The 23,841-nt window shown below is 71.3% G+C and carries 9 protein-coding genes; 4 read left to right on the top strand and 5 right to left on the bottom strand.

Annotated features, from left to right (window positions below; all coding sequences use genetic code 11):
- Positions 1-2 precede the first annotated feature (2 nt).
- The gene (locus tag AB0C02_RS15275; RefSeq protein WP_357548522.1) at positions 3-1,298 is read right to left on the bottom strand and encodes an MFS transporter; all 1,296 of its coding nucleotides are present in this window, start codon (positions 1,296-1,298) and stop codon (positions 3-5) included.
- Positions 1,299-1,475: 177 nt separating this feature from the next.
- Between AB0C02_RS15275 and AB0C02_RS15270 the strand changes: the two genes are divergently transcribed.
- The gene (locus AB0C02_RS15270; RefSeq protein WP_357548520.1) at positions 1,476-2,693 is read left to right on the top strand and encodes an Ig-like domain-containing protein; all 1,218 of its coding nucleotides are present in this window, start codon (positions 1,476-1,478) and stop codon (positions 2,691-2,693) included.
- Between the two features lie 6 nt (positions 2,694-2,699).
- On the opposite strand, the gene AB0C02_RS15265 is transcribed toward AB0C02_RS15270, so the two are convergent.
- From AB0C02_RS15265 to AB0C02_RS15250, 4 genes are all read right to left on the bottom strand, one after another.
- Complete coding sequence (locus AB0C02_RS15265) at positions 2,700-4,187, bottom strand: hypothetical protein (RefSeq protein ID WP_357548519.1); 1,488 nt, start codon at positions 4,185-4,187, stop codon at positions 2,700-2,702.
- Between the two features lie 3 nt (positions 4,188-4,190).
- Positions 4,191-4,631, bottom strand: coding sequence for a hypothetical protein (locus AB0C02_RS15260; RefSeq protein WP_357548517.1), 441 nt, complete (start codon positions 4,629-4,631; stop codon positions 4,191-4,193).
- 58 nt (positions 4,632-4,689) lie between these two features.
- Entirely contained in the window at positions 4,690-14,454 is a 9,765-nt protein-coding gene (locus AB0C02_RS15255) for a pre-peptidase C-terminal domain-containing protein (RefSeq protein ID WP_357548515.1), read from the bottom strand.
- Between the two features lie 317 nt (positions 14,455-14,771).
- The gene (locus AB0C02_RS15250) at positions 14,772-17,858 is read right to left on the bottom strand and encodes a discoidin domain-containing protein (protein WP_357548514.1); all 3,087 of its coding nucleotides are present in this window, start codon (positions 17,856-17,858) and stop codon (positions 14,772-14,774) included.
- Between the two features lie 210 nt (positions 17,859-18,068).
- Between AB0C02_RS15250 and AB0C02_RS15245 the strand changes: the two genes are divergently transcribed.
- The 3 genes from AB0C02_RS15245 to AB0C02_RS15235 all read left to right on the top strand — a co-directional run bounded on the left by AB0C02_RS15245 (position 18,069) and on the right by AB0C02_RS15235 (position 23,763).
- Complete coding sequence (locus AB0C02_RS15245) at positions 18,069-19,883, top strand: discoidin domain-containing protein (protein ID WP_357548511.1); 1,815 nt, start codon at positions 18,069-18,071, stop codon at positions 19,881-19,883.
- Positions 19,884-19,926: 43 nt separating this feature from the next.
- Entirely contained in the window at positions 19,927-22,128 is a 2,202-nt protein-coding gene (locus AB0C02_RS15240) for a discoidin domain-containing protein (RefSeq protein WP_357548510.1), read from the top strand.
- An 84-nt stretch (positions 22,129-22,212) separates the two neighbouring features.
- The gene (locus tag AB0C02_RS15235) at positions 22,213-23,763 is read left to right on the top strand and encodes a ricin-type beta-trefoil lectin domain protein (protein ID WP_357548508.1); all 1,551 of its coding nucleotides are present in this window, start codon (positions 22,213-22,215) and stop codon (positions 23,761-23,763) included.
- Positions 23,764-23,841 lie beyond the last annotated feature (78 nt).

Raw genomic sequence — 23,841 nt, 5'->3', positions numbered from 1 at the left:
AGTCAGGTACGGGCGGCCGACTCGGCGGGTGCGGTGGGCGAATCGTCACCCGGCCCGCCGTCGGCTGTCTCGGTCGGTGCTGTGTCGGCGGCACGGGCGGGGGCCACCGCCCGCAGCCGGCGAACGTCCCGGCTGGACAGCATGCCGAGGACGGAGAGCACCACCAGCCCCGCGAGGAGCAGCAGCGTCTCGCGGGTGCCGACCGCAGCGGCGACCGGCCCGACCGCCACCTGGCCGAGTGGGATGGCGACGAAAGACCCCAACATGTCGTACGAGTAGACCCGCGCCAGTCGATCGGCCGGGATGTGCTGCGCGATCGACGTGTCCCAGGCCACCGCGAACTGTTCGACCGCCAGCCCGACCACGACCCCCGCCGTGACCAGCACGGCGATGGTCGGCGCCAGGGCCAGTCCCAGCAGCAGGAACGACTCGGCGAACATGCAGGCCACCCCGAGCAGCAGCAGCCGACGTACCCGGATCCGCAGGGCGATCAGCCCGCCGACGACCATTCCGGCGGTCTCCGCCGCCAGCACCACGCCCCAGGCGCCGCGGCCGATTGTCTGGTCCGCGACCGCCGGGCCGAGCACGTTCACACCACCGGCGAGCGCCGCGTTGAGGATCATGAAGCCGAGCACCACCACCCAGACCCAGGTCCGCGCGGTGAACTCGGTCCAGCCCTCCCGGAGGTCGGCCACGATCCTCGCACCGGTCCTCGTTCTCGGCGGGGTGGTGACCCGTACGCCGGTGAACGCGGCGGCCGCGACGGCGAAGGTGAGCGCGTCGATGCCGAGGCCCCATCCGGGTCCGACGGCCGCCACCAGGAGCCCACCGAGGGCAGCGCCGCCGATCATGCTGGCGTTCATGCCGAGCCGGATGAGCGCGGTCGCGGGCTGAATCAGCTCCGGCGGCACGGTCTGCGGCGTCGCGGCGGCCGAGGCCGGCTGGGCCAGCGCGCTCACGATGCCGTTGGCCGCGCTCACCGCCAGCAGCAGCGGGATCGTCGCCGTACCGGTGAGCACCAGGGCGGCCACCGCCGCCTGGGTCAGCGCGCCGAGCAGGTTGGAGCCGACCAGCACCAGCCGGCGCGGAATCCGATCGGCCACCACCCCGCCGAAGAGCACGAACAGGACGTTCAGCAGCGATCTCGCGCCAACCACCAGGCCCAGGTCGCGCACCGAGCCGGTCAGGTCGAGCACGGCGAAGGCCAGCGCGATGGGGGCGACCCCGTTGCCCAGCATGTTCACCAACCGGCCGGCAGCCAGGTGACGGAACGCGGCATATCGCAGCGGAGCGAACATCCGATCCTCCCTCCGGAACAGGGCTGACGCTACCGCCGCCGTGGATCGCGCCGTAGGCGCGTGGCGCCGGGTCCGGTCCGCCCACGGCGCGCACCAGGTCGCACTTCGGACAAGGATCCGGCGGCGGGCTCCCATGGCGCGCCGCCGGCAAGTACTCTCCCCGCGGAGAGGAACACGATGATCAGTCGTCGAAAGTTGATCGCCACCGGCCTGGGCGTCACGGCCGGCCTGGCGACGGCAGGTTGCAAGCAGGAAGCCTCGTCCGACGCCGCGTGGTCGCAGCCCGGTTCGGCCGAGGCGAGTCCACCCGCGGAGGAGGTGCGGGTGACCGTCACGCCGGCCGCCGATGCCACTAAGGTGTCGCCGCTCGACCAGATCGTGGTGGCGGCCGAGGGCGGCACGCTCAAGGACGTCGCGGTGGCCACGGGAGGCAAGACCGTCGCCGGCAAGCTCGGCGACGACGAGACCTGGCGGTCGACCGGCAAGCTGGCCTACGGCAAGACCTACACGGTCACCGTGTCGGTAGCCGACTCCGCCGGCGCGCTGACCGAGCACAAGAGCAGCTTCAGCACCGTCAAGCCGTCCGGGGTCGCTTCCGTCACCTTTCAGGCCAACGCGCTGGCCGCGCTGCAGACCGGCGGCACGTACGGGGTCGGTCAGCCGGTCATGGTGAACTTCAGCAAGCCGATCAAGAACCGCGCCGAGGCCGAGAAGGCGATGCTGGTGGAGACCACGCCGGCCGTCGAGGGGCGCTGGCGTTGGATCGACGGCCAGAACGCGCACTGGCGGCCGGCGAAGTACTGGACTCCGGGCACGAAGATCTCGGTGAAGGTCGCTCTCTTCGGCCAGAATCTCGGCAAGGGCGTCTACGGCGGCTCCAACGCCAGCACGAACTTCACCATCGGCCCGTCCCGGATCGCCATCGCCGATGCCAACACCCACCGGATGAAGGTCTACATCGGCGGCAAGATGGTGCGGGACATCCCGATCAGCATGGGCAAGGGTGGCACCACCAAGGGCGCCGACGGGCAGGTCATCGACTTCTGGACCCGGTCCGGCCCGCACGTGGTGGTGACGCGCGAGCCCTCGCACCAGATGAGGTCGGCCAGCTTCGGGATCAAGGATCCCAAGGACCCCAACTTCTACGACGAGGTCATCCAGCTCTGCCTGCGGATCTCGTACTCAGGCGAGTACGTGCACATGGCGGACTGGAACATCGGTGCGCACGGCAACCGGAACACCTCGCACGGCTGCATCAACGTCGGGCCGGCCCACGCCCGTTGGTTCTACGACACGTTCCGCCTCGGTGACGTGGTCGACGTGCGCAACACCCCTAAGCAGTTGAGCCTCACCGACGGGCTGGGCGACTGGACCATCCCGTGGGACAAGTGGTGACCACGCTCAGTCCGCGAGTTCCACCAGCGGGAAGGCCCGGTGCCGCCGGGGCGGGACGAGGAAGTTCTGCCGGCGGGTGCAGGTAAGGAAGCGTTCCAGGCCGTTGTCCTGCTCGGCCACTCGGTGCTTGCGGGCCAGGTCCACAGCCGCCTGGCTGCGCCGCATCCGGGCAAAGAAGTCTGCGGTCGGCACGAAGACGCTGAAGTGCAGCTTCGGGTGGCTGCTGCCGTCGGGCACGTCCAGGGCGTCGAAGCCGGGGCCGTCGATGCGCAGGTGCATCGGGGTGCCGTCCGACGCCCGGGACGTGCGCTGGAGGGTGGACAGGTGCCCCATCCGGCGCTCGCCCCGGGGCAGGCCGATCCCCTGGGCGGTCCGCTCGGCGTAATCCGGGCCGCGGTTCTCCGCCGGCAGGAACGACGGCCCGCCGCCGTCGGTGAGCTGGTCGGGGTTGCCGGGGTGCACGGCCGGGGCGTGGAACATGTACTGCACCCGTTTGGTGAAGTTGCCGTTGTCGCTCGGCGGGGTGTCCGGCGAGGCCATGTCATAGAACTGGAGCATGTCGAGGATGACGTGCGACAGGTGCTGGATGCCGCCGTTGTCCAGGTAGTCGCCGGCCCGGGCGGTGGTCAGCCGGGCCGAGGGGTGGCCGGCGAAGGTGCAGATCGCCGGCGGGCCGGAGGCGTTGGACTGCTGGTCGGAAAAGCCCATCCACATCGGCGAGTCGGGCTGGATGAACCGGGCGTAGGGAAGATGGTTCTGCTCGGCGACCGAACGGGGCAGACCGACCTGGGTGAACATGTGCCGACTCGAGGTGACGGTGAGCAGCCCGGCGAAGGCCGGCGAGGGCGTCGGCTGGGCGGCCAGGGTGTCGCTGCCGTCGAACCAGGCCAGCACGTCCTGGATGACCGTCGCCCGGTCGCTGCGGAAGGTGAACAGCAGGTCGTTCTGCTCGATCCGCACCGGCACGGTGAAGCGTCCCTTGGTGACCCCCGCGTTGTCCGGGTGGACGTCGGTCGGGCCAGGTGTCGCCTCCTCCAGCACAGACCGGGACGGGTCCGCGAGCAGCCGCGGCAGGTGCGCGCCGACCAGGTCACCGGTGAGCCCGCCCGGCAGCCGCCGGAAGTACGGCAGCCCGTACGAGACGAACGTCATCAGGCCGGCCGCGCCGAACGGGTACCGCGACTCCAGCGCGGCGAGCACCCGGGTCAGCTCCCGCTGGTCGTCCCGGCCGGGGCTGCGCGACAGCGCGGCGGTGAGATAGACGGTGTGCACCGGCGGCATGACGAACGGGCCGCCGGTGGGCGAGGTCTGCTCGGGCGCGCTGAACCGGGCGACGTCGAACTGAATGTCGGGCAGGCCGGCCGCCGGGTCGGGCACGGCGGGGCGGTCCGGGGTGCGGGCGCCGGTGGAGCAGGCGGCGAGGGCGGACGCGGCCATCGCCAGCGCGCCGCCGGCCAGCACGGTCCGGCGGCGGATCCGGGACTCGTCAACCATGCGTCAGCGGGACCGGTCGAGTGCGGCGAGCAGGGCCTCGCCCAACTCCGCGTCGCCCGGGTCGGTCAGCCGCACCGCGTGCTCGGCGAGCCCGACGAAGCCCTCCCGCGCGCCGCCGTTGCGGGTCGGGATCACCGTCACCGCGCCGGTGTCCTGCTCGACGTGGACATGCCGGGTGCCCCTGGCGTAGCCGTTGAAGGAACGCAGGCCGAGCGCGTCGAGGATGGGCGCGAACTGCGACGGTCCCTGGAAGTCAGGCGTGGGGACGCCGCCGCGTGAGGCATCGAGCATCCGGCGTACGGCCGCGCCCAGGGTCGGGGCGTCGGCCGGCCCGTCGAGGATCTCGAAGACTCCGTTGGCGATCCACATGCCGTCGGTGGTGCGCGAGGATGAGTACGCGACGTACTGCCCTCTGCGCAGGTCGAGCGCGGCGAGTCTGGTCATGGTGTCCTCGGTGGGGAGGGGAACGCCCCCAGATTACCCTCGGAGCGTCCCCGTCGGTCTATCTGATGGGGATGATGCGGACGGTGACCCCCCTGCCGGCGCCGTACTCGACGATCTGGTTGAGGACGTTCTGTTGGGCGGCGGTGGCCGTCCCGTGGGGAATCGCGACCTCCAGTTCCCGGGCGCGGACCATCCCCTTGGTGTATGTGTCGCCGCCCCAGGTGACCGGGCTTTCCTTGGCGAAACCGGCCACCTTGTCGACGTAGCCCTTCAGCCGGCTGGTGAGCTGGCTGGCATTCTGATACGTCTTCGCGGTCAGGTCGACGCTCTTGATGCTGGTGGCGGCGCCGGTGCTGGGGGTGAACCGGTCGATGGTCGGGAAGCCGGGGCGCAGGTTGCCGCCGAGCCTCTTCTCGATCTCCAGACCGCGTTCGAACTGGTTGAGCTTCCAGACCGAGCTGCCGCCCTTGAGGGCCGCCCCGAGACCGCCGCTGAGGGCGCCCAGCGCGCCGCCGATGGCGAAGTCCGTGAGGGCGTCGCCCAGGGAGTACTTACGCCCGGTCAGCGCCGCGATGCCGGCGCCGATGCCGACGGAGGTGGCACCGCCGATCAGCGCCCCGATCACCATCGGTAGGCAGACGGGACAGTCGCCGTTGGGGTCGGAGAGGTTGACCGGGTCGTTGAGGGCGTAGGTGTAGAGGTTGGTGCTGCCGCCGCCGAACCCGGCCGGGTCCTGGCTGAGGAAGCGGCCCGTCTCCGGGCTGTACCAGCGGGCCCGGTGGTAGGACAGCCCGGTGTCGGCGTCGTGCTCGCGGCCGGTGAACTGTTGGGTGTTGCCGCTGGCCGCGCCGCCGGTGGTGACCGCGCCGAACGGGTCGTACTGATACTCGGTGGTCAGGGCGCCGGCGGCGTCGGCGAGGCCGAGGATGCTGCCGAGCGCGTCGGTGACCGGCACTCGGGCGCCGTCGGCGTCGGTGCGGACCAGGGTCTGGTCGAGCCCGGCGGTGAGCCGGTCGACGGCGGTCGCGCCGGTCACCTCCCGGACCAGGTTGGGGCCGTCGTAGAGGTAGCCGGTGGTGGTGCCGCCGGCAGTCCGGCTGGCCAGCCGCCCGGCGGCGTCGTAGCCGTAGGAGACGGCCAGACTCGGGCCGGTGACGCCGGTCAGTTCGCCCCGGGCGTTCCAGGCGTAGCCGAGGACTCCGTCGCCGGTCAGGTTGCCCTCGTCGTCGTAGCTGAACGTCTGGGCGCCCCGGCTGGTCAGCCGGTTCGCGGCGTCGTAACTGGCCGGCGGGCCGGTGCTGGGGATGGTGACGTGGGCGAGGCTGCCGGTGAGGCCGAGCACCCGGCCGGCGCCGTCGTAGGAGTAGGCGAGGTTGCCGATCGGCACGCCGCCGGTGCTCTCGTAGGACATCCCGGTGAGCTGCGACGCCACGTCGTACGCGTACCGGGTGACCACGCCGGCCTGCTCGACGCGGTCGGTGCGGCCCGCGGCGTCCCGGTGCCAGGTGGCGGTGGTGCCGCCCTGGGTGATCTGCTCGATCAGGCCGGTCGGGTCGTAGCGGTAGGAGATCGCCGACTGTCCGGGCACGGTCATCCCGGAGCGGCGGCCGTCGGCGTCGTAGGAGTAGCCGACGGTGCCGGCCGGGCTGGTCACGCTGACCACCTGGTCGAGGTCGTTCCAGTCGAGGGTGAGCAGCCCGCCGGCCGAGTCGTTGATGGTGGTGAGCCGGTCCAGCCCGTCGTAGCCGAACCGCTTGGTGCTCTCGTAGCCGCCGCCGGTGATCGCGCCGTAGCCGATGAAGGTGGTGCGGCCGAGGGGGTCGTACTCGGTGCGGGTGGTCTTGCCGCGCCGGTCGGTGGCGGAGACGATCCGGCCGAGCTCGTCGTACGTCTGCCGGGCCTGCTTGCCGAGCGGGTCGGTGACGGTGACCGGCCGGTCGGACTGGTCGTACGCGACCGTGGTGCTGTTGCCCCGGGCGTCGGTGACCTTCGTCAGGTTGCCGTTGGCGTCGTACTCGTAGCTGGTCACGCGGCCGAGGCCGTCGGTGCTGGTGACGACCTGGTTGTCGGGGTCGTAGCGGACGTGTTCCTGAACGCCGGTCGCGTCGGTGACCGCGGCCGGGCGGCCGACGGCGTCGACGAAGCTGCGGGTGGTGCGGCCCAGCGGGTCGGTCACCGCGACGAGGTCGCCGTGCTCGTAGGTGTACCGGGTGGTGTTGCCGAGCGGGTCGGTGACCGCGGTGACCTGGCCGGCGCCGTTGTAGGCGTAGCTGCGGGTGCGGCCGGCGGCGTCGGTGGCCGCGGTGAGGTTGCCGCGGTCGTCGTACGTCATCCGGGTGGTGTGGCCCTGGGCGTCGGTGACCGAGGTGACCTGCCGGTATGGCCCGCCGGAGGTGACCGTGGCGGACTGCGCGGCGGCGGTGCCGGCGAGCGAGGTGAGCGAGGTGAGCTGCCCGGCCGCGTTGTAGTCGAGGGCGGTCCGCCGCCCGTACGGGTCAACCAGCCCGGTGGGCAGGTGGGTGACCGGATCCCGCGCGGTGGTGGAGGTCCGCGCCTGGGCGGTGCCGGCGGCGGTGGTCTCGGCGACCACCCGCCGGTTCTCGTCGAAGCTGGTCTCCCGGACCTGGCCGTCCGGCTCGGTGACGGCCGTCTTGACCACCTTGCCCGCGGCGTTGGTGGTGTAGGCGAACCGGTAGGTGACGCCGTTGGGCATGGTCTGGGTGGCCACCCGCCCGGCGGTGTCGTAGGTGTTGGTGAGGTAGGTGATGCCGCGGGCGTCGGTGACGGTGGTCATCCGGTTGGCGGTGTCGTAGGTGTACGTGGTGGTGCGCCCGCCCGGCGAGGTGACCGTGGTGAGTCGGCCGGAGCTGTCGTAGCCGTACTGCACGACCCGGCCCGCGTTGTCCTGGGCCCGGGTGACCCGGCCGCTGGTGTAGGAGAGTTTGATCCAGCGGCCGTTGGGCGAGGTGATCTGGGTGATGTCGCCGGACTGCCCGCCGCTGGACCGGGTGAGGGTGATCTGGTTGCCGTGCCGGTCCCGGATGGACTGCAACGGCGCGTTCTCGCCGAAGACGTAGGTCATGCCGTCGGTGCGGACCAGGTCCCAGCCGTTGCCGTTCCAGGTCATCACGGAGTCTCGGAACGGCCCGGTGGTGTCGACGGCCTTGTACACGGCGTCGGCCCAGCCTGTCCCGGGGCTGATCCGGTCCATGTGGACCTTGCCGCTGTCCGGGAAGACCAGGTCGGCCTCGCTGTACTGCTGCTCGGAGTAGATGAAGATGCCGTAGGTGAAGTTGGCGCCGATGCCGAACTCGCGGGTCTGGGTGTCGTTCTGCCGGTAGGTGCGGGTGATCGCGATCGGCAGGACGTCGTTGACCGCCAGGTCGGTGTGCTCGTCGACGAAGAGGCCGCTGGCCAGGTCGACCGGGTCGCCGCCGGAGTCGCCGTCCTCGCCGGGGCCGGTGCCGGCGGGCCGCTTGCCGCTGCCGTTGAACATCGCGCCGGTGAACTCCCAGACCCGCACGTCCGGGTCGGGCATGATCTGCCGGCCGTCGGGGGTGACGGTGCCGTGGCCGTAGATGTACCAGCCGGCCTCCGCGCCGGTCACCGCGCAGACCGAGGGCGCCTTCGCCGCCTTGGCCGGCTTCTTCGGGTACGACTTCACCGGCGCCTTGACGCACGGCACGCGGCCCGGGTCGTAGTCCCAGAAGTCGAGCCGGCTGCCCGGCGCCAGGCCCTGGGTGTTCGGGTAGATGATCTGCGCGCCCTCGGGCAGGATCACCGAGCCGCCGGGCTGGACGGTGAAATAGACCGGGGTGCGTACGCCGGCCGGGAGCGGGAACGGCGGCTGGTCCACCGGAAGGGCGGTGATGGACAGTTCGGTGACCCGCTTGCCGGCCCGGTCGCGGATCACCGCCCCCTTGGGCAGCCGTACCTCGAAGCCGGGGATGGCCGGGGTGGTGATGACAGTCTGCTTACGGGTGGGCGACGGGAAGCGGACGCTGTGGTCGGTGTCGAGCCGGGTCATCCAGATCGGGTACGACAGCTCGACCGTCTCCCCCGCCCGCAGGTCCACGCCGGTCTCGAAACGGCCGAAGGCGCGGCCGGGGCTGCTGGCCGTCGCGCCGTCGATGACCAGGACGTGGTGCCCGGCCGTCAGCCCGGTGAGCAGGAACCGGCCGCTGGCGTCGGTGCGGGTGCTGCGCCGCCCGACCGAGAGGGTGACGTCGGCCAGCGGCCCGCCGTTGAGCAGCAGGGCCTGCCCGGCCAGCGCGGTCACTCCCGCGTCGGCGCGCAGCGCCGGCTGGAGGTGGCCGTACGCGCCGGTGCGGTGGCTCGCCCAGTCCTCGCCGGCGAGGTTGAACCGGTCCGGCGTCCAGATCTCGGTCACGTCGACGGCGGCCCGGGTGGCCGTGCCCGTCGAGGCGACGCGCTCGGCCGACGTGGTCCGCGCGTTGACGCCCTTCGCGGCGAGTCCGGCGGGCAGCCGGACCTCGCCGGTCAGCGCACCGATGCTGGTGGACGCCGGGTCGATGAAGACGGTGTACGTGCCGGTGACCGGCAGGGTGACCGAGGTGAAGGTGCAGGTGTCGCCGCAGTAGACGCTGCTGCCGAGGTTCGACCCGTCCGGCTTCCGGATGACCACCGTGGCGTTGTAGCGGGTGTACGTGCCGGCGCTCATCACGACGGTGACCACCTGGCCGGCCGTGCCGGGGAAGGTGAGCGCCGCGTTCTGCCCGGGGACGGTGGTGGTGAGGGTGACCGCCGGTCCCCCCGGGGTGGTGCTGGCGGTGGCGTCGGCGGGCACGTCGTACACCTGCAGGGTGACCGCGCCGAGGTAAGCCGCGTCCGGGTTCAGGAAGACCGTGTACGTGCCGGTCACCGGCAACGTGGTGACGTCGATGAAGCAGGTCGCCCCGCAGTACGCGTTACTGGTCAGGTTCGACCCGTCCGGTTTCCGCACGTTCGCCGTCGCGTTGTACGTCCCGTACGTACCGCCCCTGCCCTCCACCGAGATCCGCTGACCCGCCGTACCGGCGAACGACAACACCGCGTTCTGGCCCGGCACAGTCGTGGTCAGGGTGACCCCGGCCCCGCCGGGGGTGACGGTCGCGGTCGCGTCGGCGGGCACGTCGTACACCTGCAGGGTGACCGCGCCGACGTAAGCCGCGTCCGGGTTCAGGAAGACCGTGTACGTGCCGGTGACCGGCAACGTGACAACGTCGATGAAGCACGTCGCCCCGCAGTACGCGTTACTGGTCAGGTTCGACCCGTCCGGCTTCCGCACATTCGCCGTCGCGTTGTACGTCCCGTACGTACCACCGGTCCCCTGCACCGAGATCCGCTGACCCGCCGTACCGGCGAACGACAACACCGCGTTCTGGCCCGGGATGGTGGTGGTGAGGGTGGCACCGGCCCCGCCAGGGGTGACGGTCGCAGTCGCGTCGGCAGGCACGTCGTACACCCGTAGGTTGACCGCACCGATGTAGACCCCATCGGGGTTCAGGAAGACGGTGTACGTGCCGGTCACCGGCAGGACCGTGGTGTCGACGAAGCACGACGCCCCGCAGTACGCGTTACTGGTCAGGTTCGACCCGTCGGGCTTGCGCACGATCGCCGTCGCGTTGTACGTCCCGTACGTACCACCGGTCCCCTGCACCGAGATCCGCTGACCCGCCGTACCGGCGAACGACAACACCGCGTTCTGGCCCGGGATGGTGGTGGTGAGGGTGGCACCGGCCCCGCCGGGGGTGACGGTCGCGGTCGCGTCGGCGGGCACGTCGTAGACGCGGACGGTGAGCGCGCCGGTGTAGGTGCCCGGGCTGAGCAGCAGGGTGTACGTGCCGTCGACCGGCAGGACGGTGGTGTCGAAGATGCAGGAGCTGCCGCAGTAGGTGCTGCCGATCAGGTTGGACCCGTCCGGCTTGCGCAGCACCGCCGTGGCGTTGTACGTGCCGTACGTGCCGCCGGTGCCCTGGATCAGGATGCGCTGGCCGGCGGTGCCGGGGAACGACACCACGCCCTTCTGCCCGGGAACGGTGGTGGTGACGGTGACCGGGTCGCCGCCCGGGGTGGTGCTGACGGTGGCGTCCGGCGGCACGTCGAACACCTGGACGGTCAGGCTGCCGACGGCCGCCGCGGCCGGGTCGACCAGCACCGTGTAGGTGCCGGCGGCGGAGAGCGACACCGAGCTGAACGAGCAGCTCGTGGCGCAGGACGAGGTGCTGGTGACGGTGCTGCCGTTGGGGGCGCGCAGCGACACGGAAACGCTGCCGCCGCCGAACGCGCCGGCGGAGGCGTTGATGGTGACGACCTGCCCGGCGGTCGCCGGGAACGAGACGACCGCGTTCTGCCCCGGCACGGTGGTGGTCACCGTGACGGCCGCGCCGCCGGGAGTGGTGGTCGCCGTGGCGTCGGCCGGCACGTCGTGCACCTTGACGGTGAGCGCGCCGACGGCGGTCGTCCTGCCGTCGATGAGCACCGTGTACGTGCCGGTGGCTGACAGGGTGGTGGTGTCCAGGAAGCACGACGTGCCGCAGGACGAGTTCGACACGATCGACGTGCCGTCGGGCCGGCGCAACGTCACCGTCGCCTCCGACGACCCGAACGTGCCACCGGAGAGCTGCACCGACACCCGCTGGCCCGAGGTGCCGGGGAACGACACCACCGCGTTCTGCCCCGGCACGGTGGTGGTCACCGTGACGGCCGTGCCGCCCGGGGTGGCGGTCGCCGTGGCGTCGGCCGGCACGTCGTACACCTTGACGGTGATGCTGCCGACGACCGTGCCCTTCGGGGTGATGAGCACGGTGTACGTGCCGTCCGTGGGCAGCGCGGTGACGTCGAAGAAGCACGACGTGCCGCAGGACGAGTTCGACACGATCGACGTGCCGTCCGGCCGGCGCAACGTCACCGTCGCCTCCGACGACCCGAACGTGCCACCGGAGAGCTGCACCGACACCCGCTGCCCGGCGGTGCCGGGGAACGACACCACGCCCTTCTGCCCCGGCACGGTCGTGGTCACCGTCACGGCCGTGCCGCCTGCGGTGGTGTTGGCGACCGCGTCGTTGGGCAGGTCGTACACCCGGGCGGTGATCGCGCCGAGGGTGGTGCCGGTCGGGTTGATGTACACCGTGTACGTGCCGGTGCTCGGGAGCGTCACGGCGTTGAACGTGCAGCTCGTGCCGCAGTAGCTCTCGCTGACGATGGTGGAACCGTCCGGGGCGCGCAGCGTGACGGAGGCGTTGTAGGTGCCGAAGGTGCCGTTGGCCAGGGTGACCGAGACGGACTGTCCGGCGGTGCCGGGGAACGAGACGACGGCGTTCTGCCCGGGGACGGTGGTGGTCACCGTGACGGCGGCGCCGCCAGGGCTGGTGGTCGCCGAGGCGTCCGCCGGGACGTCGTACACCTGCGCGGTGACCTCGCCGATGTAGGTGCCGTCCGGGTTGAGGAAGATCGTGTACGTGCCGTCGACCGGCAGCACCACCGTGTCGAAGAAACACGACGCCCCGCAGTACGCGCTGCCGGTCAGGTTCGACCCGTCCGGCTTCCGGATCACCGCCAACGCGTTGTACGTCCCGTACGTGCCCGCGCTGAACTGCACCGACACCCGCTGCCCGGCGCTGCCGGCGAAGGAGATCACCGCGTTCTGCCCCGGTGTGGTGGTGCGTACGGTGACCGCCGCGCCGCCCGGGGTGGCGGTCACCGTGGCGTCCGGCGGCACCACGTGAACCTGCGCGGTCACCTGGCCGCGGTAGACCCCGTCGGGGTTGAGGAAGATCGTGTACGTGCCGTCGACCGGCAGCACCACCGTGTCGAAGAAACACGACGCCCCGCAGTACGCGCTGCCGGTCAGGTTCGACCCGTCCGGCTTCCGGATCACCGCCAACGCGTTGTACGTCCCGTACGTGCCCGCGCTGAACTGCACCGACACCCGCTGCCCGGCGCTGCCGGCGAAGGAGATCACCGCGTTCTGCCCGACGGTGGTGTTCACGGTGACCGCCGCGCCGCCGGGCGTGGCCGTCACCGTCGCGTCCGCGGGCACGTCGTACACCTGCGCGGTGACCGCCCCGACGTAGCTGGTGTCGGGGTTGAAGTAGATCGTGTACGTGCCGTCGACCGGCAGGACGGTGGTGTCGAAGATGCAGGAGCTGCCGCAGTAGGCGCTGCCGGTCAGGTTCGACCCGTCCGGCCTGCGCACGATCGCCGAGGCGTTGTAGGTGCCGTAGGTCCCGCCGGTCAGGTGGACGAGCACCCGCTGGCCGGCGGTGCCGGGGAAGGTGACGGCGGCGTTCTGGCCGGGCACGGTGGTGGTGACGGTGACCGGGTCGCCGCCCGGGGTGGCGCCGGCGGTGGCGTCCGGCGGCACGTCGTACACCTGGACGGTGATGGATCCGGTCGCGGTGGACTGCGGGTCCACATAGACGGTGTAGGTGCCGTCGGTGGGCAGCACAGTGGTGTCGAAGAAGCACGACGTGCCGCAGGAGCCGTTGGAGACGAGCGTTCCGCCGCCGCCCGGCTTGCGTAGCGTGACGGCGGCGTTGTAGGTGCCGTACGTACCGCCGCTCACCTTGACCGAGACCCGCTGGCCGGTGCTGCCGGGGAAGGTGACGGCGGCGTTCTGGCCGGACACGGTGGTGGTGACGGTGACGGCGTCCCCTCCCGGGGTGGTGGCCGCGGTGGCGTCGGCGGGCACCTCCCGCACGGTCGCGGAGATCGAGCCGGTGGCCGTGCTGGACGCGGCCAGCAGCAGCGTGTACGTGCCGGCGGTGCGGGCCGTCACGGTGTCGATGAAGCCGGTGGCGCCGACGCAGCCGGACGAGGCCGCGGTGCGCCCGAAGGGGTCGAGAATCTTCGCGGTGGTGATGCCGCAGGAGCCGAAGGTGCCGTCCGCGAGCTGCACGCTGGCCTGCTGCCCCTCGGCCAGGTCGAACACGACCAGCGCGGCCCGGGCGGCGGTGGGGATCGACACCGTCCTGGTGCCGCCGAGCGCGACCCGGGCGGTGTACACCACATCGGCGACCGTGTACGGGGCGGGCGCGACGAAGACGTCGGTGGCGCCGTCGCCGCTGCCGTGGCGGGTGCGTACCCCGATGCGGCCGGAGGCGACGCCGGAGGGCACCTGGACGGTCAGGCTGCCGGCCGCGACCGCGGAGGTGAAGGCCCGGGTGCGGTTCAACGTGACGGCGTTGTCGGCGGCGTCGGGGGCGAAGCCGGTGCCGGTCACGGTGACCGTGCCGCCGGGGGCGACGACGGTCGGGGTGACGCCGGTGACGGTGGGCGCGGACTCGTCCGGGCCGGTGACCACGAAGGACTGCGGGCTGGTCGCGGTGGCGCCGCCGACGGAGACGGTGATCGGGCCGGTGGTCGCACCGCCGGGGACCCGGGCGACCAACCGCCGTCCGCCGGCCGAGGTCACCGTGGCCGGTACGCCGTTGAACTCGACGGTGTTCTCGCTCGCCACGTTCGAGAAGCAGCCGCCCTGCAGGGTGACCTCGGCGCCGACCGCCGCCCGGGCCGGCACCACGGACAGCAGGGCGAGCGCCGGACTTCCGTCGTTGTTGACGGAGGTGATGTTGCCGGCGGGGTCGTACCGGTAGCGGGCGGTGCGACCGGCCTGGTCCTGAACGCCGGCCAGCTGCCCTACGGCGTCGTAGGCGTAGCCGACCGAGTCGCAGGAGACCGAGGCCGGGACCATGTCGGGCAGGTCCGCCCGGGCCGCGAAGGCCAGCAGCAGGGCGAACGCGCCGAGGCTGGCGGTGAATCGTAGGCGGGCTCCGGCCCAGATCCTCGATCGGATGCTGCGGCGGTCGAGTGGTCCTGACACGATGCCCTCCCCAGACGCACGACTGCTGTCTGCAAGGTAGGCGAGAGCCATCGGCGGGCATAGATTCGTAAGGGAAACGGAGATCGGACAATCGGAATCACGCTCGGTGACCGAACCATCTACCGGCTGAAACGGCCGGGCCGCCCGTGATCGTGTCGGCTATCTGACAGTCAGTTGCGTTGCCCGATCCCCGCAGAAAAAGGGCAGGTCAGACCGATCCCCGCAGCGTGCCCGAAGCCGGCCCGAATGGCATGGCCGCCGGTCCGGTTTCGCGGACCGGCGGCCATGCCGCCGAGATGGCCTCGATCGGTCGGGGCTCAGAAGCCGGTCAGCCCGGCGCCGTACGGATAGAGCGGATTGCCGTACGTCGTCGCCGGTGGCTGGCCGGCGTCGATGCTGGCCCGGATCTGGTTGCGTTCGGCCGCGGTGGCCCCCAGGTCGTACGGCAGGTCCCAGGCCTCGACGGCGTCGGCCGGCACATCGGTGCCGCCGGGCCGAAGCACCTGGTCCAGGCTGCGTGGCAGCTGCCACGGCAGCTTGCCGCTCGGCGGGTAGTCACCGAAGAGCAGGCTCGCCAGTGCCGGGCCCATCTCCTCGCCGCCCCGGTAGGTGACGACGATGGCGTTGGCCAGGTCACGCCACTCGGTGATGACGTACGGCCGGGGCAGCACCAGCGCCACGACCACCGGGATCCCCCGGGACCGGAAGCCCTGGATCAACGCGAGCTGATCCGGTGGCAGGTACGGCTGCTCCTTGGGCCAGTTGGTGGCGTGCGTGTAGGAGGCCTCCCCCACCGCCACGACGGCCAGCTTCGGGTTCGGCCCGTCTCCCGAATAGACGTTCACGCCGTTCTTCGTAGCCCTGGTCCGGATCGCGTCGAGAATGGTCTGCGAGCCGTACTCGGAGTGGAAGAAGCTGGTCCAGACACAGCAGCCGGCGGGGTCGGCCGCCCGTGGCCCGGCCACCACGATGTTGTCGCCCGAGTTCAGCCGGATCGGCAGCACCCCGCCGTCGTTCTTCAGCAGCGTCATCGCCTCGCGCGACGCCTGGTTGGCCAGCGTCGTGTAGGCCGGCTGGTGGAAGCGGTACGGTCCGTTGACCGGGTCGCCGTACGGATTCTCGAAGATGCCGAGCTGGAACTTGATCCGCAGCACCCGCCGTACCGCGTCGTCGATCCGGGCGGCCGGCACGTTCGCGGTGAAGGTGGCCATCGAGAAGCCGGCCGCGCCGGGGTCCGCCCCGCCCATGACGTCGGAGCCGGCCTTCGCCGCGCCGACCCACGAGCCGGACGGCAGCCAGTCGGTGGTGATCAGACCCTGGTAGCCGAGGTTCTGGCGCAGGTACGCGAGGATCGGCGCGCTGTCACCGGCGCCCGGCCCGCCCGGGTCGAGGAGGGAGCTGCCCGCGTACCCGGGCATGATGTTGACCGCGCCCGCCTCCATCGCCGCACGGAACGGGATCATGTGGTATTTGATCGTCACCGCGTCGTAGACGATCAGCGCCTCGCCGCCGGCGCCCTCACCGGGCCAGTGTTTCACGGTCGCGAGCACCGACTGCGGGTTCAGCTCCGGGCCGCCCTGCAGCCCGGCCACCAGCGCCCGCACCTGGGCGGCGGCGACCTGCGCGTTCTCGCCGTTGCCCTCCTGGATGCGCGGATAGATCACCTTGGTGCCGACCTCGGCGAGCGGCCCGAGCACGCCCCGCGTGCCGACTTCGAGCTGTTCCCGCCGCTGCATGTCGCCGAGCTTGTAGTCCAGGGGGTAGTCCTTCGCGGCGGCCAGGGCACTCTGCATGGGATAGGTGGTCTGGTAGCCGTGGATGGTGTCGCCCGCCGAGACGAACGGGATGCCCAGCCGGTTGCCGGACGACGCGAGGAGTTGACTGTGCAGGTCCTGCGCCTGCGCCGGGCCGAAGTGCCAACCCGAGCGGGGATACGCCTGGGCGTTGTAGAACATCTGGTACGCCTTCTCCTCGGCCGTCATCCGGCTCAGGAGGTCGTTCACCCGGGTCTCGACCGGCTGCCGCCAGTCCTCGTACGGCTCGATGGTGCCGTTCTTGTTGAGGTCCCGGCTGCCGGCGACGATGTTGACGCCGTCGGCGACGGTCTCCAATGTGGGCAGGTAGACGCTGAACCGACGGATGTTCGAGGTGGTCGTGGTGGTGCCGACCGAGGTGACGTACCACTTGTAGGTCCAGCGGTCCGGCAGGTCCCAGGTCGGTGTGTAGGAGGTGCCGGTCGGTTCGGCGACCTTGGTGTAGAGATCGAGGAGGTTGCCGGACGCGGTGAAGTCGTAGTCGGTGCGGCTGATGTTGATCCACACCTGGTAGCGGGTGGCTCCGGCCACGGCGGCCCAGGAGAGGGCGGGCCGCCGGGTGGTGGTGATCATGGCGGCGTCCGCCGGGGCGGTCAGCGCGAACTGGTTGAGCGTGCCGGGCGCCTTGGTGGGGCCGGAGAGCATGGGCGCCGTGGCCGCCGCGTTGTCGACGGTGCCGTAGACCTGGAACTCCCACAGCGAGTAGCCGTAGCCGGTAGCCCGGGCGGTGCCGTAGAACCGCAGGTAGCGGCCGGTGCCGGCGACGGTGACCTGCTCGACGCCGCCGCGCCCGGTGGTGGTGGAGTAGATGGTCGTCCAGGTGTTCCCGTCGTTGGACGTCTCCAGCCGGTAGCCGGTGGCGTACGCGGCCTCCCAGTTGAGGACGACCCGGTTCACCGTGGCGACACCGCCGAAGTCGACGCTGAGCCACTGCGGGTCGCTGAACTCGCTCGACCAGCGGGTGCTCGTCCGGCCGTCGACCGCGGCGGCGGGTGCGTTTCCACCCTCCCAGGAGGACGCGGCGACCTTCTTGAACTCCGAGATCGGCTGGCCGCTGGGGGGCGGGCCCGAACTGCCGGTGTTGCCGTAGACCTTGAACTCCCAGAGCGAGTAGCCGTAGCCGGTGGCGCGCGCGGTGCCGTACATCCGCACGTAACGCCCGGCACCGGAGACGGTCAGCGTCTGGGTGCCGCCGGTCGCGGTGGTGGTGCTGTAGATGGTCGTCCACGGCCCGCCGGGATCGGCGGCGACCTGGATCTGAAAGGCCCGCGCGTACGCGGCCTCCCAGACCAGCTCGACCTGGTCGATGGTGGCGGACGAGCCCAGGTCGACCTGGAGCCATTGGGGATCGCTGAACGCGCTGGACCAGCGGGTGCCGAGGTCGCCGTCGGTGGCGGCGGCAGCCGGGGTGGCGGCCTGCTCGACGGAGGACGCCGTGGTCGGCCGACCTTGCGAGAGCAACGATCCGGCGGCGCCGGCGGGCTGGACGGGTACGACCAGAAAGGCGGCGATCAAGACGAGAAGCGCCGCGATCGAGTGGGCGGGGCGGGGCCGCGGACGGGGTGATGACGGCCGAGGGATCGTCGGCATGGCGGGGCTCCCGAACGGCTGGGGCGGCGATGGACGGAGAGCGCTCGGCACCAGGGTCATCGAGCCATTTCGATCAGTCAAGGGTGCTGAGGAAGTCCGGTTCTGATCTTCTCCAGCGCGGCGACGTGCGCCTTGACAGAAGCGGGGACCAGGGTGACTCTTCCTCAGAGAGCGCTCTCCGCCGGATCCCACCCCCCGCAGGAGACATCCATGATCACCACTCCCCCGATCCCCCGCCGGCAACGGCCGGCCGCCACCGGCCGGCGCCGTCCGGCCCGCCTCCTCCTCACCGCCGCCGCCATCCTGACGCTCCTCGCCGGCTACGTGGCGGCGACCACGTCCACGCCCGCCGGCGCCGCGTCCGCCCTCCTCTCCCAGGGCCGGCCCGCGACCGCCTCGTCCACCGAGAACGCCGGCACACCCGCGTCCGCCGCCGTCGACGGCGACCTCGGCACCCGCTGGTCCAGCGCGTTCAGCGATCCCCAATGGCTCCAGGTCGACCTGGGCTCGTCCGCCACCATCGACCAGGTGCAACTGGCCTGGGAGGCCGCGTACGCGCGGGCCTTCCAGATCCAGGTCTCCGCCGACGGCTCCGCCTGGACGACCGTCTACAGCACCACCGCCGGCACCGGCGGCACCCAGACGCTGACCGTCACCGGCACCGGGCGCTACGTGCGGATGTACGGCACCACGCGGGCCACGGCGTACGGCTACTCCCTGTGGGAGTTCAAGGTCTACGGGACCCTCGCCGCCGGCTGCACCGGCAATGCCGCGCTCAACCGTCCGGCGGCCGCCTCGTCCGTGGAGAACGCCACCTTCCCCGCGTCGGCGGCATTCGACGGCGATGCCGGCACCCGCTGGTCGAGCGCCGCCGCCGACCCGCAGTGGCTCCGCGTCGACCTGGGCAGCGTGCAGACGCTCTGCCAGGTCGTGCTGCAGTGGGAGGCGGCCTACGCGCAGGCGTTCCAGATCCAGGTCTCCACGACCACCGCCGACGGACCGTGGACCACCATCTACAGCACCACCAACGGGACCGGTGGCACCCAGACGCTCACCGTCTCCGGCACCGGCCGCTACGTGCGGCTATACGGCACGACCAGGGCCACCGCGTACGGCTACTCGCTGTGGGAGTTCGTCGTGCGGACCACGTCGTCGGGCTCGACAACGCCCCCGACGACCCCGCCCGCGACGACCCCGCCGCCCACCGGCGGATTCTGGGGCGACACCAACTCGATTCCCGCCGCCCAGAACGTGCTCATGGTGAAGGTCCTCAACCGGACCAACGGCAAATACCCCGACAGCCAGGTCTACTGGAGCTACAACGGGCAGACGCACTCGATCGCCGAGCAGCCGTACTTCGACATGCCCGTGAACACCGCCGGCCGAATGTACTTCTACCTCGGCTCGCCGAACAGCCAGTACAGCGACTTCATCGAGTTCACCGTCGGGGCGAACCAGTTCAACGGCAACACCACACGGGTCGACGCGTTCGGGTTGAAGCTGGCGATGCGGCTGCACTCCCGCACCGGGTACGACGTCTCCGTCGGCGAGAACGAGGCGACCTTCACCGAGGACCGGTCGGTGACCTTTCAGCGGTTCTCGGACGCGATGCCGGCCGAGTTCAAGCACCTGGCCACCATTCAAGCGCCGTACCGCATTCCGTCGCCGGGCAACACGCCGCAGTTCCGCGCCGGCGGCCAGTACGCCAACTACCTGAGCGGGTACGCCTCCTCGGTCGGGCTGCCAGCCGCCACCTCGGACATCTTCGGCTGCGCGGGCTCGCTTGCCGGCGACCCGGCCGGTTGTGCCGCCCTCAACCGGCACGTCGCACACCTGCCGCGGGCCCAGTGGTCGGACCCGAGCCTGTTCTACCAGCAGGCCCCGGCCAACTACTACGCGAAGTTCTGGCACGACCGCGCCATCAACGGCCGGGCGTACGGCTTCCCGTACGACGACTACGCCGACCAGTCCTCGTTCGTCTCGGCCGGCAACCCGCAGTGGCTGCTCGTCGCCGTGGGCTGGTGACCGCCGGAATCCGCCGCTCCGATCGCCCCGCTGAGGAGACGCGATGACTGTTCTGCCCGTACCCGCCCTCGAACCCCGACCCCCCACGTCCACCCGCCGCCGGCTCGCCGCCGTCCTCGCCCTGGCGGCCGTCACGATCGCCGGCTTCGTCGCGGCCGTCACCACCACCGCCAGTGCCGCCGATCCGCTGCTGTCGCAGGGTAGGCCGGCCACCGCATCGTCGGTCGAGAACGCCGCCTTCCCCCCGTCAGCCGCCGTCGACGGCGATCTCGGCACCCGCTGGTCCAGCGCCGCCGCCGACCCGCAGTGGCTCCAGGTCGACCTGGGGGCCACCGCCGGCATCACCCAGGTCACCCTGAACTGGGAGGCCGCCTACGCGACGGCGTACCAGATCCAGGTCTCCGACAACGGCTCCACCTGGTCGACCATCTACAACACCACCACCTCGACCGGCGGCACCCAGACGCTCACCGTCTCCGGCTCCGGCCGGTACGTGCGCGTCTACACCACCGCCCGCGCCACCCAGTACGGCGTGTCGCTGTGGGAGTTCCGCGTCTACGGCACGAGCAGCGCCACCGGCTGCGACACCACCGGCAACGCGGCGTTGAACCGCCCGGCCACCGCCTCATCGATCCAGAACGCCGGCTTCCCCGCGTCGGCCGCGGTCGACGGCAACACCGGCACCCGCTGGTCCAGCGCCGCCGCCGACCCGCAGTGGCTCCAGGTCGACCTCGGCTCGTCCCGCGCGATCTGCCGGGTCGATCTGAACTGGGAGGCCGCCTACGCCACGGCGTACCAGATCCAGATCTCCGACAACGGCTCCACCTGGTCGACCGTCTACAGCACCACGACCTCGACCGGCGGCACCCAACTGCTCACCGTCTCCGGTTCGGGCCGGTACGTGCGCGTCTACACCACCGCCCGAGCCACCCAGTACGGCGTGTCACTGTGGGAAGTCGCGGTACGCGTCTCCGCCGGCTCGCCACCCACCACCTCACCGCCCACCAGCGCGCCGCCCACGACCGCGCCGCCCACGACCGCGCCACCGTCGAGCCCGCCGCCGGGCGGTGACGTGCTGCTGTCGTACGGCAAGCCGGCATTCGCCTCGTCGTACCAGGACGACAGCGCCTGCTGGCAGTGCTACCCGTCGCGGGCCTTCGACCTCGACCCGGCCTCCCGATGGGCGACCAGTGCCACCACCGGCTGGGTCGACCCGGGCTGGATCTACGTCGATCTGGGCGCCACCGCGACCATCCACCGGGTGGTCCTGCAGTGGGACCCGGCGTACGCGACCGCCTACCAGATCCAGACGTCGAACGACGCCGGCACCTGGACCACCATCTACAGCACCACCACCAGCAAGGGATTCAAGCAGACCTTGAACGTCACCGGCACCGGTCGCTACGTGCGGATGTACGGCACCGCCCGCAGCAGCGCCTACGGCTACTCGCTGTGGGAGTTCCAGGTGTACGGCACGGGTGGCGCCCCGACCGCGCCGCCGTCCGTGCCGCCGGACCCGACCTTCCCCGCCACCCGGCTCGTCTTCGCCGACGAGTTCAACGGTCCGGCCGGCAGCAAGCCCGACCCGGCGAAGTGGACCATCGACTCCGGCACCGGCCAGAACGGCGAGTTGCAGTACTACACCGACAACGCCAACGCCGCCATGAACGGCAGCGGTCAACTGGTCATGGAGGCCCGCCGCGAGACGGCCGGCGGGCGGGCGTACACCTCACACCGGATGAACACCAGCAACAAGTTCCACTTCCAGTACGGCCGGGTGGAGGCCCGGATCAAGGTGCCCAAGGGCAACGGGTTCTGGCCGGCGTTCTGGATGATGGGCGCCGACTTCCTGACCGGGCGCCCATGGCCGTACAACGGCGAGATCGACATCATGGAGATCCTCGGCCGCGACACCTACCGCAGCTACACCACCCTGCACGCGCCGGCGTACAACGGAGGCGGCGGCTACGGCCAGGAACGCGTCTGGACCACCGACCTGTCCGCCGCCTTCCACGTGTACGCCGTGGAGTGGGACAGCAAGGGGATGCGGTTCTTCGTCGACAGCACGGAGGTCTTCTACGCCAGCAAGGAGACCGTGGAGGCGACGCGTGGCCCATGGGTCTACGACCACCCGTTCTACCTGATCCTCAACCTGGCGGTCGGGGGTGACTGGCCGGGGCCGCCGGACGCGTCGACGCCGTTCCCGGCCCAGATGCTCGTCGACTACGTCCACGTCTACCAATGACCGGTGCCGTGCCGGGTGGGTCCGCCCACCCGGCACGCGCCGTCTGCCGCTGGGCGCACCAGCCGCCCGGCCGGAAGGAGATCGATGAACAAGCTCCTTGGGCTGGTCGCCTCCGGCATCCTCGCCGCCGGCCTGACCGCCCCACCCACCACCCCCGCGTCGGCCCCGGGCGCGTCGAGCAACGCCGGCACCGCGCCCGGCGAAGCCACCGGCCTCGCCCCCGGCATGGCCGAGGCCATGCGGCGGGACCTCGGACTCACCGATCGCCAGATCGCCGACCGGCTCCGTGTCGAGGCCGCGGCGGCGCTGATCGACCGACGGCTACAGGCCCGGTTGGGTACGCGGTACGCCGGCTCCTGGCTGGCCGACGGTCGTCGGCTGACCGTGGCGGTCACCGAGCGGTCCGCCGCCGCCAGCGTACGGGCCGAGGGCGCCGAGCCTCGGCTCGTCAACCACGGTTTGTCCACCCTCACCTCCACCCGTGCCACCCTCGACCGGTACGCGGCCCGCCACCGGCCGGCCGCCGCCGTGCGCGGCTGGTACGCGGATGCCGTCGACAACTCGGTCGTGGTGCTGGTCGAACCCGGCCGCACGGCGGCAGCCCGGTCCTTCGTGGCGGCCAGCGGAGCGCCCGGCACGCTCATCCGTTACATCGCCGAGCCGCAGGCGCCGCGACCCCTGTATGACATCCGTGGCGGCGACCAGTTCGTGATCAACGGAAACATCCTCTGCTCGGTGGGCTTCGCCGTCGCCGGCGGCTTCGTGACGGCCGGACACTGCGGTGGGGCCGGCAGCTGGACCCTGGGCTACAACAACGCGTCACAGGGCACCTTCGTCGGCTCGTCGTTCCCGGGCAACGACTACGCATGGGTCCGGACCAACGGCGACTGGATCCCTCGGCCGTGGGTCAACAACTACGCCGGCGGCAACGCGCCCGTGGCCGGCTCCGCGGACGCGGTGATCGGCAGCTCGGTGTGCCGCTCAGGCCGGACCACCGGCTGGCGCTGCGGCACGCTCCTCGGCCGCAACGAGACCGTCAACTACGCCCAGGGCGCGGTCTACGGGCTGAGCCGCAGCAACGCCTGCGCCGAGGGCGGCGACTCCGGGGGCGCCTGGCTCTCCGGCGACCAGGCGCAGGGAGTCACTTCCGGCGGCACCGGCAACTGCTCGACCGGCGGCACCATGTGGTTCCAACCGGTCAACCCGATCCTCGGTGCCTACGGGCTCGCCCTGGTCACCACCGGCGGCGGGGGTGGGACCCGGTTGATCAGCAACTGGAACAACAGGTGCATCGACGTGCCCTATTCGAACTTCTCCGACGGGGTGCCCTTGCAGACCTGGACCTGCAACGGCACGTCCGCGCAGAGCTGGACCTTCACCGGCGGCGCCCTGCGGACCCAGAACAACATGTGCATGGACGTGGCCTGGGGCTCCCGCGACAACGGCGCGGTCATCCAGATCGCCTCGTGCAGCGGCAACCCGGCCCAGCAGTTCGTCCTCACCGCCGCGGGTGACCTGGTGAACCCGCAGGCCAACAAGTGCGTCGACATCAAAGACTGGAACAACTCCGACGGCGCTCGGCTGCAGCTGTGGGACTGCGCGGGCACGGCCAACCAGAAGTGGCGCACCGGCTGAGCACACCGGCCGGCCCGAGGCACGAGGATCAACCTGGACGTGGTGCTGCCTCAGCGTGCCGGGACACACCCGGGATGA

Source organism: Micromonospora sp. NPDC048999, assembly GCF_040649295.1.
Taxonomy (GTDB): domain Bacteria; phylum Actinomycetota; class Actinomycetes; order Mycobacteriales; family Micromonosporaceae; genus Micromonospora.
Note: the sequence above shows the minus strand (reverse complement) of the source record. Positions and strands in the feature narration are given on the sequence as shown.